Source organism: Enterobacter cloacae complex sp. P40C2 (assembly GCF_014930695.1).
GTDB classification, from domain to species: Bacteria; Pseudomonadota; Gammaproteobacteria; order Enterobacterales; family Enterobacteriaceae; genus Enterobacter; species Enterobacter pasteurii.
This window is the reverse complement of record NZ_JADBRP010000014.1, coordinates 1-19,477: the sequence shown is the minus strand read 5'-3', so window position 1 is coordinate 19,477 and position 19,477 is coordinate 1. Positions and strand designations below refer to the sequence as shown.

The window sequence follows — 19,477 nt, the reverse complement described above, 5'->3', positions numbered from 1 at the left end:
AAATTCTAAATCAGCAAGTTATTCAGTCGATAGTAACCTGCTGAGAGGTGAGCGCAAGCATTTTTTTCAAAAAAGTGTGGATGCAATCGGTTACGCTCTGTATAATGCCACGGCAATATTTAACCACCCAGGTCAGAGATATTGCCCATGCTACGTATCGCTAAAGAAGCACTGACGTTTGACGACGTCCTCCTCGTTCCCGCTCATTCCACCGTTCTGCCGAATACTGCCGACCTCAGCACGCAGTTGACGAAAACCATTCGTCTGAACATTCCTATGCTCTCCGCAGCAATGGATACCGTAACGGAAGCGCGTCTGGCTATCGCCCTGGCACAGGAAGGCGGCATTGGCTTTATCCACAAAAACATGTCTATCGAGCGTCAGGCGGAAGAAGTTCGCCGCGTGAAGAAACATGAATCCGGTATCGTGTCCGACCCTCAGACCGTTCTGCCAACCACCACCCTGCACGAAGTGAAAGCGCTGACCGAGCGTAACGGCTTTGCGGGTTACCCGGTTGTGACCGAAGATAACGAGCTGGTGGGCATCATTACCGGTCGTGACGTGCGTTTCGTAACTGACCTGAACCAGCCTGTCAGCGTCTACATGACGCCAAAAGAGCGTCTGGTTACCGTGCGTGAAGGCGAAACCCGCGACGTCGTGCTGGCAAAAATGCACGAAAAACGCGTTGAGAAAGCGCTGGTTGTGGATGCGAACTTCCACCTGCGCGGCATGATCACCGTTAAAGATTTCCAGAAAGCAGAACGTAAACCGAACGCCTGTAAAGACGAGCATGGCCGTCTGCGCGTAGGCGCTGCGGTTGGCGCAGGTGCCGGTAACGAAGAGCGCGTTGACGCGCTGGTTGCCGCGGGCGTAGACGTACTGCTTATTGACTCCTCTCACGGCCACTCCGAAGGCGTTCTGCAACGCATTCGCGACACCCGCGCTAAATACCCGGATCTGCAGATCATCGGCGGCAACGTGGCGACAGGCGCAGGCGCTCGCGCTCTGGCTGACGCCGGCTGCAGCGCGGTGAAAGTGGGTATTGGCCCTGGCTCCATCTGTACCACCCGTATCGTGACCGGCGTGGGCGTTCCGCAGATCACCGCGGTGTCCGACGCGGTAGAAGCGCTGGAAGGTACCGGTATTCCGGTTATCGCTGACGGCGGTATCCGCTTCTCTGGCGACATTGCAAAAGCGATCGCCGCAGGTGCTTCCGCGGTGATGGTTGGCTCCATGCTGGCCGGTACCGAAGAATCCCCGGGCGAAATCGAACTTTACCAGGGCCGTTCATACAAATCCTACCGCGGTATGGGCTCTCTCGGTGCGATGTCCAAAGGTTCCTCCGACCGTTACTTCCAGACCGATAACGCGGCTGACAAACTGGTGCCGGAAGGTATCGAAGGCCGCGTTGCCTACAAAGGCCGCCTGAAAGAGATCATTCACCAGCAGATGGGCGGCCTGCGCTCCTGTATGGGTCTGACCGGCTGTGGTACCATCGACCTGCTGCGTACTAAAGCGGAATTCGTACGCATCAGCGGTGCGGGTATCCAGGAGAGCCACGTTCACGACGTGACGATCACCAAAGAGTCCCCGAACTATCGTCTGGGCTCCTGATTTTCTTCGCCCGACCTTGTGTCGGGCGATTTATTTAATCTGTTTCACTTGCCTCGGAATTAGCGTCAATGACGGAAAACATTCATAAACATCGCATTCTCATCCTGGACTTTGGTTCTCAGTACACTCAGCTGGTGGCGCGTCGCGTGCGTGAACTGGGCGTTTACTGTGAACTGTGGGCGTGGGATGTCACGGAAGCACAGATTCGCGAATTCAATCCAAGCGGCATCATCCTGTCCGGCGGCCCGGAAAGCACCACCGAAGAGAACAGCCCGCGCGCACCGCAGTACGTGTTCGAAGCTGGCGTGCCGGTATTCGGCGTTTGCTACGGCATGCAGACCATGGCAATGCAGCTGGGCGGCCACGTAGAAGGCTCTAACGAGCGTGAGTTTGGCTATGCGCAGGTAGAAGTGGTAACCGACAGCGCGCTGGTGCGCGGTATCGAAGACTCCCTGACCGCAGACGGCAAGCCGCTGCTGGACGTATGGATGAGCCATGGCGACAAAGTTACCGCCATCCCGTCCGACTTCGTGACCGTTGCCAGCACCGAGAGCTGCCCGTTCGCCATCATGGCGAACGAAGAAAAACGCTTCTACGGCGTGCAGTTCCACCCGGAAGTAACCCACACCCGTCAGGGCATGCGCATGCTGGAGCGCTTCGTGCGCGATATCTGCCAGTGTGAAGCGCTGTGGACACCGGCAAAAATCATCGACGACGCCGTTGAGCGTATCCGCCAGCAGGTTGGCGATGACAAGGTGATCCTCGGCCTCTCCGGCGGCGTGGACTCCTCCGTTACCGCGATGCTGCTGCACCGCGCTATCGGCAAAAACCTGACCTGCGTCTTCGTGGACAACGGCCTGCTGCGTCTGAACGAAGCCCGGCAGGTGATGGACATGTTTGGCGACCACTTCGGTCTGAACATCGTTCACGTGGAAGGCGAGCAGCGCTTCCTGGACGCGCTGAAGGGCGAGAACGATCCGGAAGCGAAGCGTAAGATCATCGGCCGCGTGTTCGTTGAAGTGTTCGACGAAGAAGCGCTGAAGCTGGAAGACGTGAAGTGGCTGGCTCAGGGTACCATCTACCCTGACGTGATCGAATCCGCCGCCTCCGCAACCGGTAAAGCACACGTCATCAAATCTCACCACAACGTGGGCGGCCTGCCGAAAGAGATGAAGATGGGCCTGGTTGAGCCGCTGCGCGAGCTGTTCAAAGACGAAGTGCGCAAGATTGGTCTGGAACTGGGTCTGCCGTACGACATGCTCTACCGTCACCCGTTCCCGGGCCCGGGCCTCGGCGTACGTGTGCTGGGCGAAGTGAAGAAAGAGTACTGCGACCTGCTGCGTCGCGCGGACGCGATCTTCATTGAAGAGCTGCACAAGGCTGACCTGTACAACAAGGTTAGCCAGGCGTTCACCGTGTTCCTGCCGGTTCGCTCCGTCGGCGTGATGGGCGATGGCCGCAAGTACGACTGGGTTGTCTCCCTGCGTGCGGTTGAAACCATCGACTTCATGACCGCGCACTGGGCGCACCTGCCGTATGACTTCTTAGGCCGCGTGTCTAACCGCATCATCAACGAAGTTAACGGTATTTCCCGCGTGGTGTATGACATCAGCGGTAAGCCACCGGCGACGATTGAGTGGGAATGATTTCGCGTCTGGCAACAGCCTGCTCGTAAAAGTAGTAAAGTACCTCTAAGCCCGCGTAACTGCGGGCTTTTTTGTTTTTGACACTTATTGGCAGCCGTTAGCAACGAAACGAAAGTTACTACAATGCAATGTGGCACAGAAGGGAATTGAAATTTATACTGTAGGCCTCTCATACCATGAATCAGAAAATTGGATATTTCCATCTACAATGCGCCATGTGATTTTTTCATATTGCATAGAAACGGATTCCATATGATTTAACTTATCATTGCCTGATAATTTAACATTGGGAACGCCACAATTGACACCCGTTATTTTTACACTTTCCATTATTACGGTGTAATAACACACCTCCTGACCAGCATCATTGATATGATAAAACCTCACTTCAGCACTTTTTAATGTTTGTCCTGTGGCTGCTGCTTTGTAGAGATAGGGGCTAGAACTGTCTATTTCCTTTTCAAAATTAAATGATGAATGTTGGCGTGTTCCGGTGATCTTTCCATTGGCTGTATCGACGGGAAGGTTAACACCATGACCTATACTGATTACTTCTATAGAGCCTTCACGATCCTGAACGTCTACAGAACCTTTGATGTCTGCACCACCATCATCTTTTAGCCATAGATAGGGAGGGATAGGCATTTTATATACTCCTTGTTAATTTAATTAACTTCATTGTTATGATGTATAAAACTAGAGAGATAAGGATGTTAAATGCAATTAATGTATAATCATAACTATAGTAAATATCTTCGGGCGCTGGGTTGTTGCTCAACAAATAGGAAATTTTAATGGCTGTTTCATTACTTATTAAAGGATGTTCAGTTAAGTAACAAACATCTAACCATGACACAATAGTGAATATCACGATGAGTAGAATCATTCTAAAGGAACTAAGAGCAATTTTTTTGATAACCACCAATAAGTACCTCAATTGTTCCATAGGATTCTAAATCAAGACCTTTTATCTTTTCTTTCTTTGTTCTTAACAGTGCATCTCTTAGCCTATTGTAATCTGATTGGCAAGGTAGCGTTATACACCCCTCTGAAATCTGACCCGGATGTAACCTAAATCCACCTCTGGCTACGCTTTCGTAAAATGTTGAATTATCCAGATTCCCATCATCACGAAATAATGCGAACCATTCAGAATGATCAACATGATAACTAAAAATGCTTTTATACGTATCTACTCCCCAGGCTCTAAACCTGTTAGCCATACTTCCTTTAGGCCTGTCTACTATATAATATTTACCCTTTGGTAAAGGGCCAACGTTAGGAATGATACTGCATGCGCCTTTGTTTCTGTATGCACCGTTGCCAGAAAAAGCCATAAAGACACCAACTCCATCAAATGAAAGTGGTGAGTAATCAGCATCATTTATTATAAACTTTCCATGCAAAGTCATGTATCTCCCTTTCCTTTTTAGATACTTAAGAAAAATATCTGCAAATAGTGCGTTTATTAAAAATAATAAACTATACAAAAAGTGCGCATTTAAATATTTTACTCTGAAAAAGGTTGGCCTTCCTTTAGGAAATAGATCTATATCAATTTCGCAGCTATACCTGATAGTAGATCCTTTTAAGGGATGCGGTCATAATTGCAAGGCCAGAACAATTACTATAAAAACATAGCGTGAATTATCACAGATAATTCCGATATCGTGTACAGCGTAAAGCCAGGAAGCAGGACTAAGCCGATATGATTGACGAGTGGTTATTATGGAGCTCGAAAGATCAGTAGTTCAAAATGAGGTGATAAGAAAGAATATGGAAGTAGATCGAAAGAAGGCTGTAGCTTCTTTATTGAAGGATATGGAATCCATTGCTGACCGAATGCGTGAGTTGATTGTCAAAATGCCTTCGCATGATTTGAACGGGTGCATCTACGTTCAGCACATGATGAAAACATCGGGAAACCAAATTGGGGGCGAAAAGCAAGACCAGGAAACGTCCAGATTTATGAAGATGCGGTAAGAATGGCCAATCCTGCGCGTAAGGTCAATCTTGAACGGGAAAAACAAATCCGCTTTGGTCGCAAGAGCAAAAAGATTGGCCATCGTTGTCCATGTGGCAGCGGTATGAAATATAAGAGAAGGCATGGTCGGTAAAATGAGCCAGCACGGGTGACCAGAATGTGCCATAAGTTCAAAGTGGGATGAGAGGTGATTTTATGAAATAAACTGATTTTCATATTAAATCAAAAATTAATTTCACGTTGTGCGAGAGTCTTCTCAGCATGAGCCTGAACTGAATAAACGTCGAGGAGCAGAAAAAAATCTCTGCATGGTATAGATTGTGGTATCGAGAAAGATCGATTTACTAACTAATTGTTATATAGATTAATTTTATTTTAATTGATAATCGACAGGAATAAGCCACCAGGCCTGTATCGTCATAAACAGGTAAAACTGAATAAAGCCCTCTGTTTACAGAGGGCTTTTTTTCTGACCGATATTCGTCCCGGAAGGGAGTTACTGGCGTATCTGCCGCGATTCACGGCAGCCGATACTGCGCCGCCATGCGCCTGGGGCCTGACCGTACTGACGCTTAAAGCTGCGGTTGAAGGACTGCTGAGAGTCAAAGCCCAGCGCGATCGCCACGTTCAAAATCGGTTCATCGCTTTGGGCTAAACGCTCGACCGATTTTTGCAGCTTTTGCGCGCGAATATAGTCAGCGAGAGGGGAGCCGGTATGTTCCTTGAAGATGCGCTGGAGGTGCCATTTCGAATAGCCGGCTCGCCTGGAGACGGTTTCAATGTCCAGGCGGCTGTCAAGGTTGTTGTCGATCCAGTCAAGTAAATCGTGAATGAATGCACCGGTATTCATCTTGCTTCCCCCTACGCCACGCGTCAAAAAGCATCTTTGTTTGTTGCATTTAAAGGTGGCCCTTTTTTCCACTAATTGCAAGTTTTATTGTTACATTTAAATCCCTGCTCGAAACAGGTTATTTACCTTTGACGCAAATAGCACATAAAGTGCAACAATTATTCTTGCACTTAATTAAGCGCCTTCCTACAATCGCCGCGATAGTGTATTCGCAACTGTTACAGTTTTGTGGCGATGAACGACACAAATGGCCTTAAGCCAGCCCGGACAAAGGAAGTGGCGCGGCACCTCCCGCTGCGTCTTGCCCGGCGGCTACAATAACCGGAATAAAAATAATGAGCCTGCAAAAAACCTGGGGTAACTTTCATCTGCAAACGCTGGGCGCGATTTTACTCGCCGCGCTGCTGGTCGGGTGCGATGACAGCGTCGCGCAAAATGCCGCGCCGCAAGCGCCCGTCGTCAGCGCTGCTGATGTGGTCGTAAAATCCATAAGCCAGTGGGACAGCTTCAACGGTCGCATTGAGGCGGTGGAGAGCGTTCAGCTGCGCCCGCGCGTCTCCGGCTACATTGATAAAGTGAACTACACCGACGGCCAGGAGGTGAAAAAGGGCGATGTGCTGTTCACTATTGATGACAGAACCTATCGCGCCGCGCTGGAACAGGCGCAGGCGACGCTGGCGAGAGCCAAAACGCAGGCCAGCCTGGCGCGAAGCGAGGCTAACCGCACCGATAAATTAGTCAATACCAACGTGGTATCCCGTGAAGAGTGGGAGCAGCGCCGTTCCGCAGCCACCCAGGCGCAGGCCGACATTCGCGCAGCGCAGGCGGCGGTTGACGCCGCGCAGCTTAACCTGGACTTCACCAAAGTGACCGCGCCCATCGATGGGCGCGCCAGCCGCGCATTGATCACCAGCGGCAATCTGGTCACCGCCGGCGACAGCGCCAGCGTGCTCACCACCCTGGTCTCGCTGAAGACGGTTTACGTTTACTTCGACGTGGACGAGTCAACCTACCTTCACTATCAAAACCTGGCCCGCAGCGGGCAGGGGGCGTCCAGTAATCACCTGGCGCTGCCGGTGGAGATTGGCCTTACCGGCGAGGAGGGCTATCCCCATCAGGGCAAAGTGGATTTTCTTGATAACCAGCTCACGCCGAGTACCGGAACAATCCGCATGCGCGCGCTGTTAGATAACGCGCAGCGTCAGTTCACGCCGGGACTCTTTGCCCGCGTGCGCCTGCCGGGCAGTGCGGAATTTAAAGCCACGCTTGTAGACGATAAGGCGGTGCTGACCGATCAGGATCGTAAATATGTTTATATTGTTGATAAAGAAGGGAAAGCACAGCGTCGCGATATCACGCCGGGTCGTCTGGCCGACGGTTTACGCATCGTACAGCAGGGGCTGAATCCCGGGGATAAAGTCATCGTCGATGGTTTACAAAAGGTGTTTATGCCGGGCATGCCGGTTAACGCGAAAACCGTCGCCATGACCGCCAGCGCCGCCCTCAACTGATCCCTTACCTGAGAATCCAACCCATGGACTTTTCCCGTTTTTTCATCGACAGGCCGATTTTTGCCGCCGTACTGTCGATTCTGATTTTTATCACAGGATTAATCGCCATCCCGCTGCTGCCGGTCAGCGAATATCCTGACGTCGTACCGCCAAGCGTGCAGGTGCGCGCGGAGTACCCCGGCGCCAACCCGAAGGTGATCGCGGAGACCGTGGCAACGCCGCTGGAAGAGGCGATCAACGGCGTTGAGAACATGATGTACATGAAGTCCGTCGCGGGATCGGACGGCGTGCTGGTCACCACCGTCACCTTCCGTCCGGGGACGGATCCCGATCAGGCGCAGGTTCAGGTGCAAAACCGGGTATCGCAGGCCGAGGCGCGCCTGCCGGAGGACGTGCGGCGTCTGGGCATCACCACGCAGAAACAATCGCCAACGCTGACGCTGGTGGTGCATCTGTTTTCGCCAGGCGGCAAGTACGACTCGCTGTACATGCGAAACTACGCCACGCTGAAGGTGAAGGACGAGCTGGCGCGCCTGCCCGGCGTGGGGCAGATTCAGATTTTCGGCTCGGGCGAATACGCAATGCGCGTCTGGCTGGACCCAAACAAGGTGGCGGCGCGCGGGCTGACGGCATCGGACGTGGTGACGGCGATGCAGGAGCAGAACGTTCAGGTTTCCGCCGGGCAGCTTGGCGCCGAGCCGCTGCCGAAAGAGAGCGATTTCCTGATCTCCATTAACGCCCAGGGCCGTCTGCATACCGAAGAGGAGTTTGGCAATATTGTCCTGAAAACGACGCAGGACGGTACGGTCGTCCGCCTGCGCGACGTGGCGCGAGTAGAGATGGGTTCCGGCAGCTATGCGCTGCGTTCGCAGCTCAACAATAAAGACGCGGTCGGGATTGGTATTTTCCAGTCGCCGGGGGCGAACGCCATCGATCTGTCTAACGCGGTGCGTGCAAAAATGGACGAACTGTCCACGCGTTTCCCGGACGATATGAAGTGGGCGGCACCTTACGACCCGACGGTATTTGTGCGCGATTCTATCCGCGCGGTCGTGCAAACGCTGCTGGAAGCGGTGGTGCTGGTGGTGCTGGTGGTTATCCTGTTCCTGCAAACCTGGCGCGCGTCGATCATTCCGCTGATCGCGGTGCCGGTATCGGTGGTGGGCACGTTCAGCATTCTCTACCTGCTGGGCTTTTCGCTTAATACCCTGAGCCTGTTCGGGCTGGTGCTGGCGATTGGTATCGTGGTGGACGATGCCATCGTGGTGGTGGAAAACGTCGAGCGAAACATCGAAGAGGGGCTCGCCCCGCTTGCGGCGGCGCATCAGGCGATGCGTGAAGTTTCCGGGCCGATTATCGCCATCGCACTGGTGCTGTGCGCGGTGTTCGTTCCCATGGCGTTCCTCTCCGGCGTGACCGGTCAGTTTTACAAACAGTTTGCGGTCACGATAGCCATATCAACGGTGATTTCGGCCATTAACTCGCTGACGCTCTCGCCGGCGCTGGCTGCCCTGCTGTTGAAGCCGCACGGCGCACCGAAAGATTTCCCGACCAGGCTTATCGATCGTCTGTTCGGCTGGATCTTCCGTCCGTTTAACCGCTTTTTCCACCGCAGCTCGACCGGCTATCAGGGGCTGGTGGGTAAAACGCTCGGCCGACGCGGCGCGGTGTTTGCGGTTTATTTGCTGCTGCTTTGTGCTGCCGGCGTGATGTTTAAAGCCGTACCCGGCGGGTTTATTCCGACGCAGGATAAGCTGTACCTGATTGGCGGCGTGAAAATGCCGGAAGGCTCGTCGCTGGCGCGTACCGATGCGGTGATCCGCAAAATGAGCGAAATCGGTATGAATACCGAAGGCGTGGATTATGCGGTCGCGTTTCCCGGCCTGAATGCGCTCCAGTTTACCAACACGCCGAACACCGGGACGGTATTTTTTGGCCTGAAGCCGTTCGACCAGCGTAAACACTCTGCGGCGGAAATTAACGCGGAGATCAACGCGAAAATCGCGCAAATCCAGCAGGGCTTCGGCTTCTCGATTCTGCCGCCGCCGATTTTAGGGCTGGGTCAGGGGTCGGGCTATTCCCTGTACATTCAGGATCGCGCCGGTCTGGGCTATGGCGCGCTGCAAAACGCGGTGAACACCATGTCCGGTGCAATCATGCAGACGCCGGGGATGCATTTCCCCATCTCAACCTACCAGGCTAACGTTCCGCAGCTGGACGTTCAGGTCGACCGCGATAAGGCGAAAGCGCAGGGCGTGTCGCTCACCGATCTGTTCGGCACGCTGCAAACCTACCTGGGCTCGTCCTATGTGAACGACTTTAACCAGTTTGGCCGCACCTGGCGCGTAATGGCCCAGGCCGACGGGCAGTTCCGCGACAGCGTGGAGGATATTGCGAACTTACGCACCCGCAATAACCAGGGCGAAATGGTGCCGATTGGCAGTATGGTCACCATCAGCACCACCTACGGGCCGGACCCGGTGATCCGCTACAACGGCTACCCGGCGGCGGATCTCATTGGCGATGCCGATCCTCGCGTGCTCTCTTCCGCGCAGGCGATGACGCAGCTGGACGCAATGTCTAAGCAGATACTGCCGAACGGGATGAATATCGAATGGACGGACCTGAGCTTCCAGCAGGCCACGCAGGGTAATACGGCGCTGATCGTCTTCCCGGTCGCGGTTCTGCTGGCGTTCCTGGTGCTGGCGGCGCTGTATGAAAGCTGGACGCTGCCGCTGGCGGTGATCCTTATCGTTCCGATGACGATGCTTTCCGCGCTGTTTGGCGTCTGGCTGACCGGGGGCGATAACAACGTGTTTGTGCAGGTGGGTCTGGTCGTGCTTATGGGGCTGGCCTGTAAGAACGCGATACTTATCGTGGAGTTTGCCCGCGAGCTGGAAATCCAGGGGAAAGGTATCATGGAGGCCGCGCTGGAGGCGTGCCGCCTGCGTTTACGCCCGATTGTGATGACCTCTATCGCCTTTATTGCCGGGACGATCCCCCTCATCCTCGGCCACGGCGCGGGTGCCGAGGTGCGCGGCGTCACCGGGATCACGGTGTTCTCCGGCATGCTGGGCGTGACCCTGTTTGGCCTGTTCCTGACGCCGGTGTTTTACGTGACGCTGCGTAAGTTCGTGACGCGCGGTAAAGCGGAAAGAGACGTGCTGCCTGCGTAGGACGTCGCAGACAATAAAAAACCGCCTTCACAGTGAAGGCGGTTTTTTTTCGCAATCCGTAAAGGATTAAGGCGTTTTTTTATGCTGCGTGCAGATTTCCGGGACCGGATCGCACCCGCTGGTGTCGGCTTTTTTCACCTCTTCCAGCGCGCTGGCGACGGTATGGCGCGCCAGAACCGCCAGCGAAGCCTGCTCCGCTTCATCAGCAATGGATTTGAAGTACCAGCAGGCGTTGGCGCTCACCACGCAGCGTGCCGGAACGTCAGGACGGGACGCCCACAGCTTTTTATCTTCAGTAACGGAAAGGTAGATATCGCGCAGGGTAATCTCGTCCGCCGGGCGGCCAAGGTGTATAGAGCCGTTGCGGCCAAGCGTGGAGACGATAATGCCGTCACGGGCGAGCGGAACCATGAGTTTACGGATGAAGCTCGGATTCGCTTCCAGGCCGTAGGCCAGGATTGCGCTCGTCGAACGTTCACCCGACTGCTCCGCCATCGCTACGCTGAGAACCATCTGCAAAGCTGTCGGGAAGCGGTAATCTAGCATTTTTCTGTCCTGGGTCGCGGTGAATCTTGTTCTTTTTGGCACCGCAGAGGTGAATAATCAATAAGTAACAATATAACAAATACGGTAATCTTATTGAAGCAATCTGCGGCATGCGTGAATTAACGCTGCCGTACCGGCAAACGTCAGGCCGGGTAGCGCCGCGTTTCCGTTCATGCAAGCGCGGGATGCGGGAAGTCAACGGTCACCATCAGGCCACCTTCTGCTGACGTACTCAGATTGACTCTGCCGTTGTGCTGCTGGGTAACGGCTTTGACGATGGCAAGCCCTAAGCCGCTCCCGCTTTGGGTTTGATTAGGATCGCGGAAAAACCTGTCGAACACCCGCTCGCGCAATTCAACCGGAATGCCGGGGCCCGCGTCTGAGACGCGCAGCCGGGCGGATGTCGTTGTCGATTGCAGCTGTACCTCAATTCGCCCTCCCTCAGGGCTGTACTTCACGGCATTTTCAATCAAATTGTCGATCAGCGACACCAGACGTTCCCGGATGCCCGCAACCCGGATTTCATCGTCGGCGAAGAACTCAAGCTCAATCCCGCGCGCCGACGCCAGTGGCTCCAGCGCAGCCATTCGCTCCTGAATAAGCGTTGTCAGCGGCACAGGCTCCGTTACCGTGTCGATGTGCGCTTCGCTGTGCTTCATCAGCAGAAGCTGATTGACGAGACGAGCGGCACGGCTATTGCTGCGAACAATGCCTGCAAGCAGCTCCTGCTGGCTTTCGCTGATGACCCAGGACTGCAGCGCCTCGACGTTGATCCGCATCGCGGCCAGCGGCGTACGCAGCTCGTGCGCGGCATCGGCAATAAACACCCTTTCCCTTTCGGCGCTTTCCCGCACCCTGGCGAGAAAGTCATTAATTGCGTCCACCGTCTGGCGCAGCTCCCTGTGCCTGGGAACGGCTTTTAAGGGAGAGAGATCGTCTGGCGTGCGCAATGAAATTTCATTCACTACCCTGTTCCAGGGGCGCATCGCGATGCGGATTGACAGCCACGCGGGAAACAGAAGGAAAGGGATGCATACCAGCAGCGGCATGACGTAATAGCCGCGCGAGTTCAGGTAGATAAAGAAATTCCAGCTACCGGCCGGGGTGAAAAGGGTGACCTCCACGTCGGAGCGCGCGGATTTGAGCGTGCGGCTCGTCCAGGTATGGTCTCCAGTCCGGACGCGCTGCATTTCCCCCAGGCGGCTATTTTTCACCTCCGTTGGCGCGCCATGCGAAGAAAAAATAATCTCATTATGCTTGCGAACGATCAGGTTGATGGCCAGCTCCGGATCTTCACCGCCGCCATACCCCTCCCGCAGCGCCTTGCTGAACGCGGCCAGCACCTCTTTACGCGCCTGCGGCCTATCCTCCATGCTCTCAACCAGGGAAAAGAGGGTTTCGTAAGTCTCACTGCCCGTGAGTATTGGAGGGCTGCGCAGGTCCTCCAGCAAAATGAAGGTTAAAAAAAGACACCACAGCAGCGTAAGCAGCAGCATCTGGGCGACCATCATTCGCCTGACCAGCGTAGGAAGCCTGAGGCGGTACCAAAAATTACGCATCAGCCCGCCGCCTTCTGAACCGGTACGATATCAATGACGTACCCTACGCCCCGCACCGTTCGCACAAAGCCATCGCCAATTTTTCGCCGCAGGTTACCCATATGCACGTCGAGCGCGTTGCTGAGATTTTCTTTCGTGCCGAATATCCTCTCTTCCAGATACCGCCGCGTAAGCACGCGGTCAGCGCGCAGCATTAGCGTTTCGAGCAGCGCGTATTCACTTGCCGTCAACTCAACGTGGCGCGCGCTCACCGTCACGCGACGCGTCGGTACGTGGAGAGATAAGCCGCGAATGTCGATCGCCTCATTCTCAAAACCGTAGCTGCGCCGCGCCAGGGCTCTCACGCGCGCCAGCAGCTCGGCGAGCACAAAAGGTTTGACCAGATAGTCGTCCGCGCCCGCGTCCAGCCCGCACAGGCGGTCCTGCAGCGTGCCTCGCGCCGTCAGGATAATGACGGGGATCCCCCGGAGCTGCTGACGCAGGCGCGCCATCAGGCTCATGCCATCGCCATCGGGCAGCCCCAGGTCGAGCAGGATAAGCTCCGGCACGCAGAGATCGAGCTGATGCAGCGCATCCTCTTTCCGGCGTACCCATATGACATCAAATCCTTGATCTGCAAGGGCGATACGTACGCCGTTGCCGAGATCCAGGTCATCTTCAATTAGTAGAATTTTCACAAAGGTAACGGTATCAGCAGTGGATGAAGAACAGCTTAAGAAAAAAACGGTATCAGGAAATCATTCAGCTTTACAGAACCAGCACGTGCTTCAGCGTTTCTTCATTTTCGGCTCATAAGAACCTTAGGGAGGGTATTCAGAATGAGCGCGCTGGCGTTTAACACCGCCTGAATCGTAACTATCTGAATCCAAAAGGGCTTCTTTAATGAGAAACAGCAAACTGCGTCACAGGTTCCCCCGTTCACTCATCGGTCGCAGCGCGAAAAGCATCCTGTCGGGGGCCGTCCTGGCGTTACTGGCTACCCCGACGCTGGCGGCCGGGCAGCGCCAGGGCAACGTGTTAACCCTGGGGGGCGGCGTGGATGTTGCGCCACGCTATTCCGGTTCGGATAAGAGCCGCGTTGCTGCGGCCCAGGTGGTTGATTACGCGATGGAAAATGGGTTCTTTATCAGCACTACCCGCGGGCTCGGCTACGGCAACCGCGTCGGCAACCTGGATTACAGCGCTGCGCTGAGCTATCGCGCGGGACGTAAGGATCGCGACGTAAGCAGCGATTCAATCGCCTCCGGCAGCGACTACCTGCGGGGGATGGGTGACGTCAAAGGCTCAGCCGTCGTTGTGCCGGGGCTGGGGTACAGGGTAACTGACTGGCTTAACGTGCAGCTGCAGGCTGAGGTCCCGGTTTCGGAAAGAGACAACGGTGAGGCTGTGCACTTCGGCATTGCCAGCCCGCTCTACACCTCTCCTGAAAACTCATTGACGCTGGCGCTGACCGGCAGCTGGGGATCCAGCAAGTACATGCAAACGTACTACGGGGTCAGCCCAGCCCAGTCGGCCGCATCGGGATTTGCCCGACATGATGCCGGCTCGGGAATATACGCCTATTCGCTGAACCTGGACTGGACCCATAAGCTCACCTCCCGCTGGAGCGTGCTTGCCGCTGCCGGCGTTACGCAGCTGACGGGAGAGGCGGGCGATAGCCCAGTCGTTCAGAAAAAAACGTCGCCCACGGGAAGCCTGAAGGTGACGTACAGCTTCTGACCGGTGTTGCAGGCGAAGGAGCGGTAGCCTACTTTCCTTCGCCCAGCCGATATGCCAGCGCAACTACCAGCGACTGCACCAGGCACAGCGTCGCCGACTGAGAGCGAAACGCATCTACCTGCGCCTCTTTCACCACGAAACAGAGGTCGCTGAACGTCGCCAGCGGGCTGATCTGGCTGTCGGTGATCACAATCTGGCGCGCGCCGACGCTGGCGGCGGTTTCGCTGACCATCACCGTTTCTTCCGCGTACGGCGAGAAGCTGATCGACACCACAATGTCGCGCGCCTTGATGCGGCTAATCTGCTCGCGCAGCATCCCGCCCATGCCGTCGAGCAGAATAGGGCGGCACTCAAGGTGGCTCAGGGCATAGGTCAGATAGGCCGCGACGCTAAAGGAGCGGCGCAGTCCGGCGATATAGATGGTGTCGGCGTCGGCCAGCAGCTGAACGGCGCGCTCCAGCATCTCCGGTTCGGCACGGGCGGCGAGCTGCTGTAGCGCCTGGGCATTTGAGCGGGCGAACTCCTGTAAAATATCGAGCGGCGTTTCCGGCACGGCTTCGCTCTCCATTTCGCGGAACAGCCGCGCACGGTCGCTGTAGCTGGCGGTCTCCTCCACCAGGTTCATGCGAAACAGCTGTTTCATTTCGTTAAAGCCGGTGAAGTCAAAGGCGTTGGCGAAGCGGATCAGCGTTGACGGCGGCACGTCGGCGCGCTCGGCAATGACGGCAACCGTATCAAAGGCCACGCTGTTGGTGTTATCCAGTACATAGCGGGAGACCTGCTGCAGCCTCTTGCTCAGGCTATCGTAGCGATCGCGGATTTGCTGCTGCAGTTCGTTCAGGCTGGTTGCTGTCGTCATGTTATCCCCCAAATACAGTTTTATGATTCTAAACGCAAAGCCGCGTCTTTTAAATGTCGGCCATCCATCTGGCAGCAAAAATGAAACAGAAGCTTCAGCCATTTCCTCGCCCGAAATGCCTTAATAGCGCACGCGGCGTCAGTGTTGCTGGCTATTAACATAAAAATCCATCCTTGATCACAATAATCATCATTTATTTTATTTCAACTTAAAATGGAATATTTGTTTCATATATAGTGTGAGTACAAAGCGTTCAGGTAACGGTCACGTATCAACAGCGAGAGGTTAAGGATGGAGACGGTAGCGAATTTTATTCACGGCGAATGTGTCACCGGTTCAGGCCAGCGCGTTCAGGCGATCTTCAACCCGGCCACCGGCGAGCAGATCCGCCAGGTGGTGATGAGTACGGCGCAGGAGGCGGAGCAGGCGGTTGCCGCCGCGCAGCAGGCCTTTCCCGCGTGGGCACGTCAGGCTCCGCTTAAGCGCGCGCGCGTGATGTTCCGCTTTAAGACGCTGCTGGAGGAGAACATGGCGCGCCTGGCCCGCCTCATCAGCGAAGAGCACGGCAAGGTCTACTCCGACGCGGTGGGGGAACTGACCCGCGGTCTGGAAGTGGTGGAATTTGCCTGCGGCATCCCGCATCTGCAAAAGGGGGAACACTCTGCGAACGTGGGTACCGGCGTCGACAGCCACTCGCTGATGCAGCCGCTCGGGGTCTGCGCGGGGATCGCGCCGTTTAACTTCCCGGCGATGGTGCCGATGTGGATGTTCCCGATTGCGCTGGCAACCGGGAATACCTTCGTGCTGAAGCCGTCGGAAAAAGACCCTTCGCTCGCGCTGGCGCTGGCGCAGCTGCTGAAAGAGGCCGGCCTGCCGGACGGCGTGTTCAACGTGGTGCAGGGGGATAAGGAGTCCGTTGACGTGCTCCTGACCGACCCGCGCGTGCAGGCGGTGAGCTTTGTCGGCTCCACGCCGGTTGCGGAATACATTTACCAGACCGCCTCCGCCCACGGTAAGCGCTGTCAGGCGCTGGGTGGGGCGAAAAATCACTGTATTTTAATGCCGGATGCCGACATGGAGATGGCGGCCAACGCCATTATGGGAGCGGCCTACGGCGCGGCGGGGGAACGCTGCATGGCGCTTTCGGTGGTGCTGGCGGTGGGCGATAAAACCGCCGACGACCTCTGCGCCCGGCTGGAAAAACAGATTGCCGCGCTGCGCGTTGGGCCGGGCCTGGACCAGACGCCGGAAAACGAAATGGGGCCGCTTATCTCCTCCGCCCACCGCAGCAAGGTGCTGGGCTACATCGACAGCGGCGAGGCGCAGGGGGCGAATCTGCGCGTGGACGGCCGCGGCTTTAGCGTGCAGGGTCACGAGAGGGGCTATTTCGTCGGGCCGACGCTGTTCGATAACGTCACCCCGGAGATGACGATCTATAAGGAAGAAATTTTTGGCCCGGTGCTTTCTGTGGTGCGCGTAGCAGATTACGCCAGCGCGGTGGATCTGATTAACCGCCATGAATATGGTAATGGCTCGGCCATTTTCACCCGCGACGGCGGCTGCGCGCGCCGCTTCTGCGAAGAGGTGCAGGCGGGCATGGTGGGCGTCAACGTGCCGATCCCGGTGCCGATGGCGTTCCACAGCTTCGGCGGCTGGAAGCGTTCCATCTTTGGCGCGCTCAACGTCCACGGCAACGACGGCGTGCGCTTCTACACCCGCATGAAAACCATCACCGCGCGCTGGCCGGAAATGCAGCAGGAGACAGGCGCCGCGTTTTCCATGCCGACGCTGGGCTGACAGGAGGTGTTATGCAAACCGAACGTATGACCATGGCCCAGGCGCTGGTCCGCTTCCTTAATCAACAGTACGTCAGCGTTGACGGCAGCGAAACGCCCTTCGTGGAGGGCGTGGCCACTATCTTCGGACACGGTAACGTGCTGGGTATCGGCCAGGCGCTGGAGCAGGATCCGGGCCATCTGCAGGTAATGCAGGGCTGCAACGAGCAGGGCATCGCCCATATGGCGACGGGGTTCGCCAAACAGCACCGCCGACAGCGCATTTTTGCCGTCACCTCCTCCGTCGGGCCGGGCGCCGCCAATATGGTGACCGCCGCGGCAACCGCTACGGCGAACCGAATCCCGCTGCTGCTGCTGCCGGGGGATATCTACGCCAGCCGCCAGCCGGACCCGGTGCTGCAGCAGATCGAGCAGTATCACGATCTCAGCATCAGCACCAACGACTGCTTCCGTCCGGTCTCCCGCTACTGGGACCGCATCAACCGCCCCGAGCAGCTGATGAGCGCCATGCTAAATGCGATGCGAACGCTTACTGACCCCGCAAATACGGGGACGGTGACCATTTGCCTGCCGCAGGACGTGCAGGGGGAAGCCTGGGATTACCCGCTGAGCTTCTTCGCGCGCCGCGTGCACCACGTTGAGCGTCGACCGCCCGATCCGCATCGTCTGGCCCAGGCGCGGGCGTTAATTGCCCGCAAGCAACGTCCGCTGGTGGTGTGCGGCGGCGGCGTGCGCTATTCCGGCGCGCATGCGGCGTTTCGCGAATTCGTCGAGACGCTGCAACTGCCGTTCGCCGAAACCCAGGCCGGAAAGGGGGCGCTGGTAAGTGACCACCCGCTTAATCTGGGCGGGGTGGGCGTGACGGGCGGAATGGCCGCTAACCGGCTTGCGCCGCAGGCGGACCTGGTGATTGGCGTCGGCACGCGCCTCACGGACTTTACCACCGGCTCCAAGGCGCTCTTTTCCCATCCGGACGTCGAGTTTCTGCTGCTGAACGTGGCCGAATTTGACGCGCTGAAGCTCGACGCCACCGCGCTGGTGGCCGATGCCCAAACCGGGCTGCAGGCCCTGACCCATGCGCTTAAGGATTACCGCAGCGGATGGGGAGAGGAGATTGCTGAGGCGAAAGTCGCCTGGCGCGACGAGTGCCGCCGCCTGTGGGATCGCCAGTGGCATCCGGCAGATGCGCCCGAGGTGGCGGGGCACCTGGACGCGCAGCTGGCGGAATACGGCGAGACGCTCAACACCCGGCTGACCCAGACGCGGGTGCTGGGGCTGATTAATCAGCATGTTGAGGATAACGCCATCGTGGTGGGCGCGGCCGGTTCGCTGCCGGGGGATTTGCAGCGCCTCTGGCAGGTCAAAACGCCCGACACCTATCACCTTGAGTACGGCTACTCCTGCATGGGCTACGAGATAGCGGCAGCGATTGGCGCGAAGCTTGCGAGCCCCGAACAGCCGGTATACGCCATGGTGGGGGATGGCTCCTACATGATGCTGCACTCCGAGCTGCAAACCGCGGTGCAGGAGGGCGTTAAGGTCACCGTTCTGCTGTTTGATAACGCCAGCTTCGGCTGCATTAACAACCTGCAGATGGGGCACGGCATGGGGAGCTTTGGCACCGAAAACCGCCACCGTAACCCGGAAACCGGGCGGCTCGACGGGCCGCTGGTGAAGGTCGACTTTGCACAAAACGCGGAAAGCTACGGCTGCCGCGCGTGGCGGGTACACGATGAGCCAGGCCTGCTGGCGGCGCTGGAGGCGTCCCGCGCGCACCCTGGCCCGACGCTGCTGGACATTAAGGTGCTGCCGAAGACCATGACCCACGATTACGACGCCTGGTGGCGAACCGGTGATGCGCAGGTGGCGGCCTCCTCAGCGGTGCGCGAGGCCGCGGAGCAGACGCAGGCGCAGGTGAAAAAAGCGCGTCAGTATTAAATTTTCATGTCGTAACGAAATTTTCATTTCATTTCCCCTCACCCTAACCCTCTCCCCAAAGGGGAGAGGGGATGGTTCGGTGCGGCCTTTTCTCCCTCACCCACCTGGGGAGAGGGGATGGTTCGGTGCGGCCTTTTCTCCCTCGCCCACCTGGGGAGAGGGGATGGTTCGGTGCGGCCTTTTCTCCCTCGCCCACCTGGGGTGAGGGGACGGCTCGGGGCTGTCTTTTCTCCCTCGCCCCTTTGGGGAGAGGGCCGGGGTGAGGGGAAGATGTACGCC

Annotated in this window: 15 protein-coding genes; 8 read left to right on the top strand and 7 right to left on the bottom strand. The window is 56.7% G+C overall.

The features are described 5' to 3' along the window. Positions 1-147 precede the first annotated feature (147 nt). Together guaB and guaA are read left to right on the top strand one after the other, a co-directional pair. Positions 148-1,614 carry an IMP dehydrogenase gene (gene guaB / locus IM304_RS19570; RefSeq protein ID WP_148420675.1) on the top strand — a complete coding sequence of 489 codons (1,467 nt, stop codon included), beginning with the start codon at positions 148-150 and terminating at the stop codon, positions 1,612-1,614. 68 nt (positions 1,615-1,682) lie between these two features. After that, entirely contained in the window at positions 1,683-3,260 is a 1,578-nt protein-coding gene (guaA, locus tag IM304_RS19565; protein WP_062933291.1) for a glutamine-hydrolyzing GMP synthase, read from the top strand. Positions 3,261-3,413: 153 nt separating this feature from the next. On the opposite strand, the gene IM304_RS19560 is transcribed toward guaA, so the two are convergent. Further along, complete coding sequence (locus IM304_RS19560; protein ID WP_193355503.1) at positions 3,414-3,905, bottom strand: type VI secretion system tube protein TssD; 492 nt, start codon at positions 3,903-3,905, stop codon at positions 3,414-3,416. A gap of 251 nt (positions 3,906-4,156) precedes the next feature. Next, entirely contained in the window at positions 4,157-4,672 is a 516-nt protein-coding gene (locus IM304_RS19555) for a DUF2778 domain-containing protein (RefSeq protein WP_193355504.1), read from the bottom strand. A gap of 573 nt (positions 4,673-5,245) precedes the next feature. Between IM304_RS19555 and IM304_RS22450 the strand changes: the two genes are divergently transcribed. Next, the gene (locus IM304_RS22450; protein ID WP_227009632.1) at positions 5,246-5,377 is read left to right on the top strand and encodes an SEC-C metal-binding domain-containing protein; all 132 of its coding nucleotides are present in this window, start codon (positions 5,246-5,248) and stop codon (positions 5,375-5,377) included. Between the two features lie 363 nt (positions 5,378-5,740). Here IM304_RS22450 and IM304_RS19545 read toward each other — a convergent pair whose 3' ends face one another. After that, complete coding sequence (locus IM304_RS19545) at positions 5,741-6,094, bottom strand: helix-turn-helix domain-containing protein (protein WP_193355506.1); 354 nt, start codon at positions 6,092-6,094, stop codon at positions 5,741-5,743. Between the two features lie 335 nt (positions 6,095-6,429). Between IM304_RS19545 and IM304_RS19540 the strand changes: the two genes are divergently transcribed. Together IM304_RS19540 and oqxB are read left to right on the top strand one after the other, a co-directional pair. After that, positions 6,430-7,605: an efflux RND transporter periplasmic adaptor subunit gene (locus IM304_RS19540; protein WP_193355507.1), complete on the top strand. Its 1,176-nt coding sequence runs from the start codon at positions 6,430-6,432 to the stop codon at positions 7,603-7,605. Positions 7,606-7,628: 23 nt separating this feature from the next. Beyond that, positions 7,629-10,781: a multidrug efflux RND transporter permease subunit OqxB gene (gene oqxB, locus IM304_RS19535; RefSeq protein ID WP_148420679.1), complete on the top strand. Its 3,153-nt coding sequence runs from the start codon at positions 7,629-7,631 to the stop codon at positions 10,779-10,781. Between the two features lie 66 nt (positions 10,782-10,847). Here oqxB and IM304_RS19530 read toward each other — a convergent pair whose 3' ends face one another. The 3 genes from IM304_RS19530 to IM304_RS19520 all read right to left on the bottom strand — a co-directional run bounded on the left by IM304_RS19530 (position 10,848) and on the right by IM304_RS19520 (position 13,563). After that, the gene (locus IM304_RS19530) at positions 10,848-11,327 is read right to left on the bottom strand and encodes an Rrf2 family transcriptional regulator (RefSeq protein WP_193355508.1); all 480 of its coding nucleotides are present in this window, start codon (positions 11,325-11,327) and stop codon (positions 10,848-10,850) included. A 170-nt stretch (positions 11,328-11,497) separates the two neighbouring features. Then, positions 11,498-12,886, bottom strand: a complete 1,389-nt coding sequence (locus tag IM304_RS19525) for a HAMP domain-containing sensor histidine kinase (protein ID WP_193355509.1) — start codon at positions 12,884-12,886, stop codon at positions 11,498-11,500. Then, a complete protein-coding gene (locus tag IM304_RS19520; RefSeq protein ID WP_193355510.1) occupies positions 12,886-13,563 on the bottom strand; it encodes a response regulator in 678 nt (225 codons plus the stop codon). The genes IM304_RS19525 and IM304_RS19520 overlap by 1 nt, the downstream gene beginning before the upstream one ends. A gap of 205 nt (positions 13,564-13,768) precedes the next feature. On the opposite strand from IM304_RS19520, the gene IM304_RS19515 reads away from it, so the two are divergent. Further along, entirely contained in the window at positions 13,769-14,605 is an 837-nt protein-coding gene (locus IM304_RS19515) for a MipA/OmpV family protein (RefSeq protein ID WP_193355511.1), read from the top strand. Positions 14,606-14,633: 28 nt separating this feature from the next. On the opposite strand, the gene IM304_RS19510 is transcribed toward IM304_RS19515, so the two are convergent. Then, a complete protein-coding gene (locus tag IM304_RS19510; RefSeq protein WP_008502123.1) occupies positions 14,634-15,464 on the bottom strand; it encodes a MurR/RpiR family transcriptional regulator in 831 nt (276 codons plus the stop codon). A gap of 291 nt (positions 15,465-15,755) precedes the next feature. Here IM304_RS19510 and IM304_RS19505 point away from each other — a divergent pair, with 291 nt between their 5' ends. Then, entirely contained in the window at positions 15,756-17,261 is a 1,506-nt protein-coding gene (locus IM304_RS19505; RefSeq protein WP_193355512.1) for a CoA-acylating methylmalonate-semialdehyde dehydrogenase, read from the top strand. A gap of 11 nt (positions 17,262-17,272) precedes the next feature. Beyond that, a complete protein-coding gene (iolD, locus tag IM304_RS19500; RefSeq protein WP_193355513.1) occupies positions 17,273-19,198 on the top strand; it encodes a 3D-(3,5/4)-trihydroxycyclohexane-1,2-dione acylhydrolase (decyclizing) in 1,926 nt (641 codons plus the stop codon). The last annotated feature ends 279 nt before the right edge of the window (positions 19,199-19,477 follow it).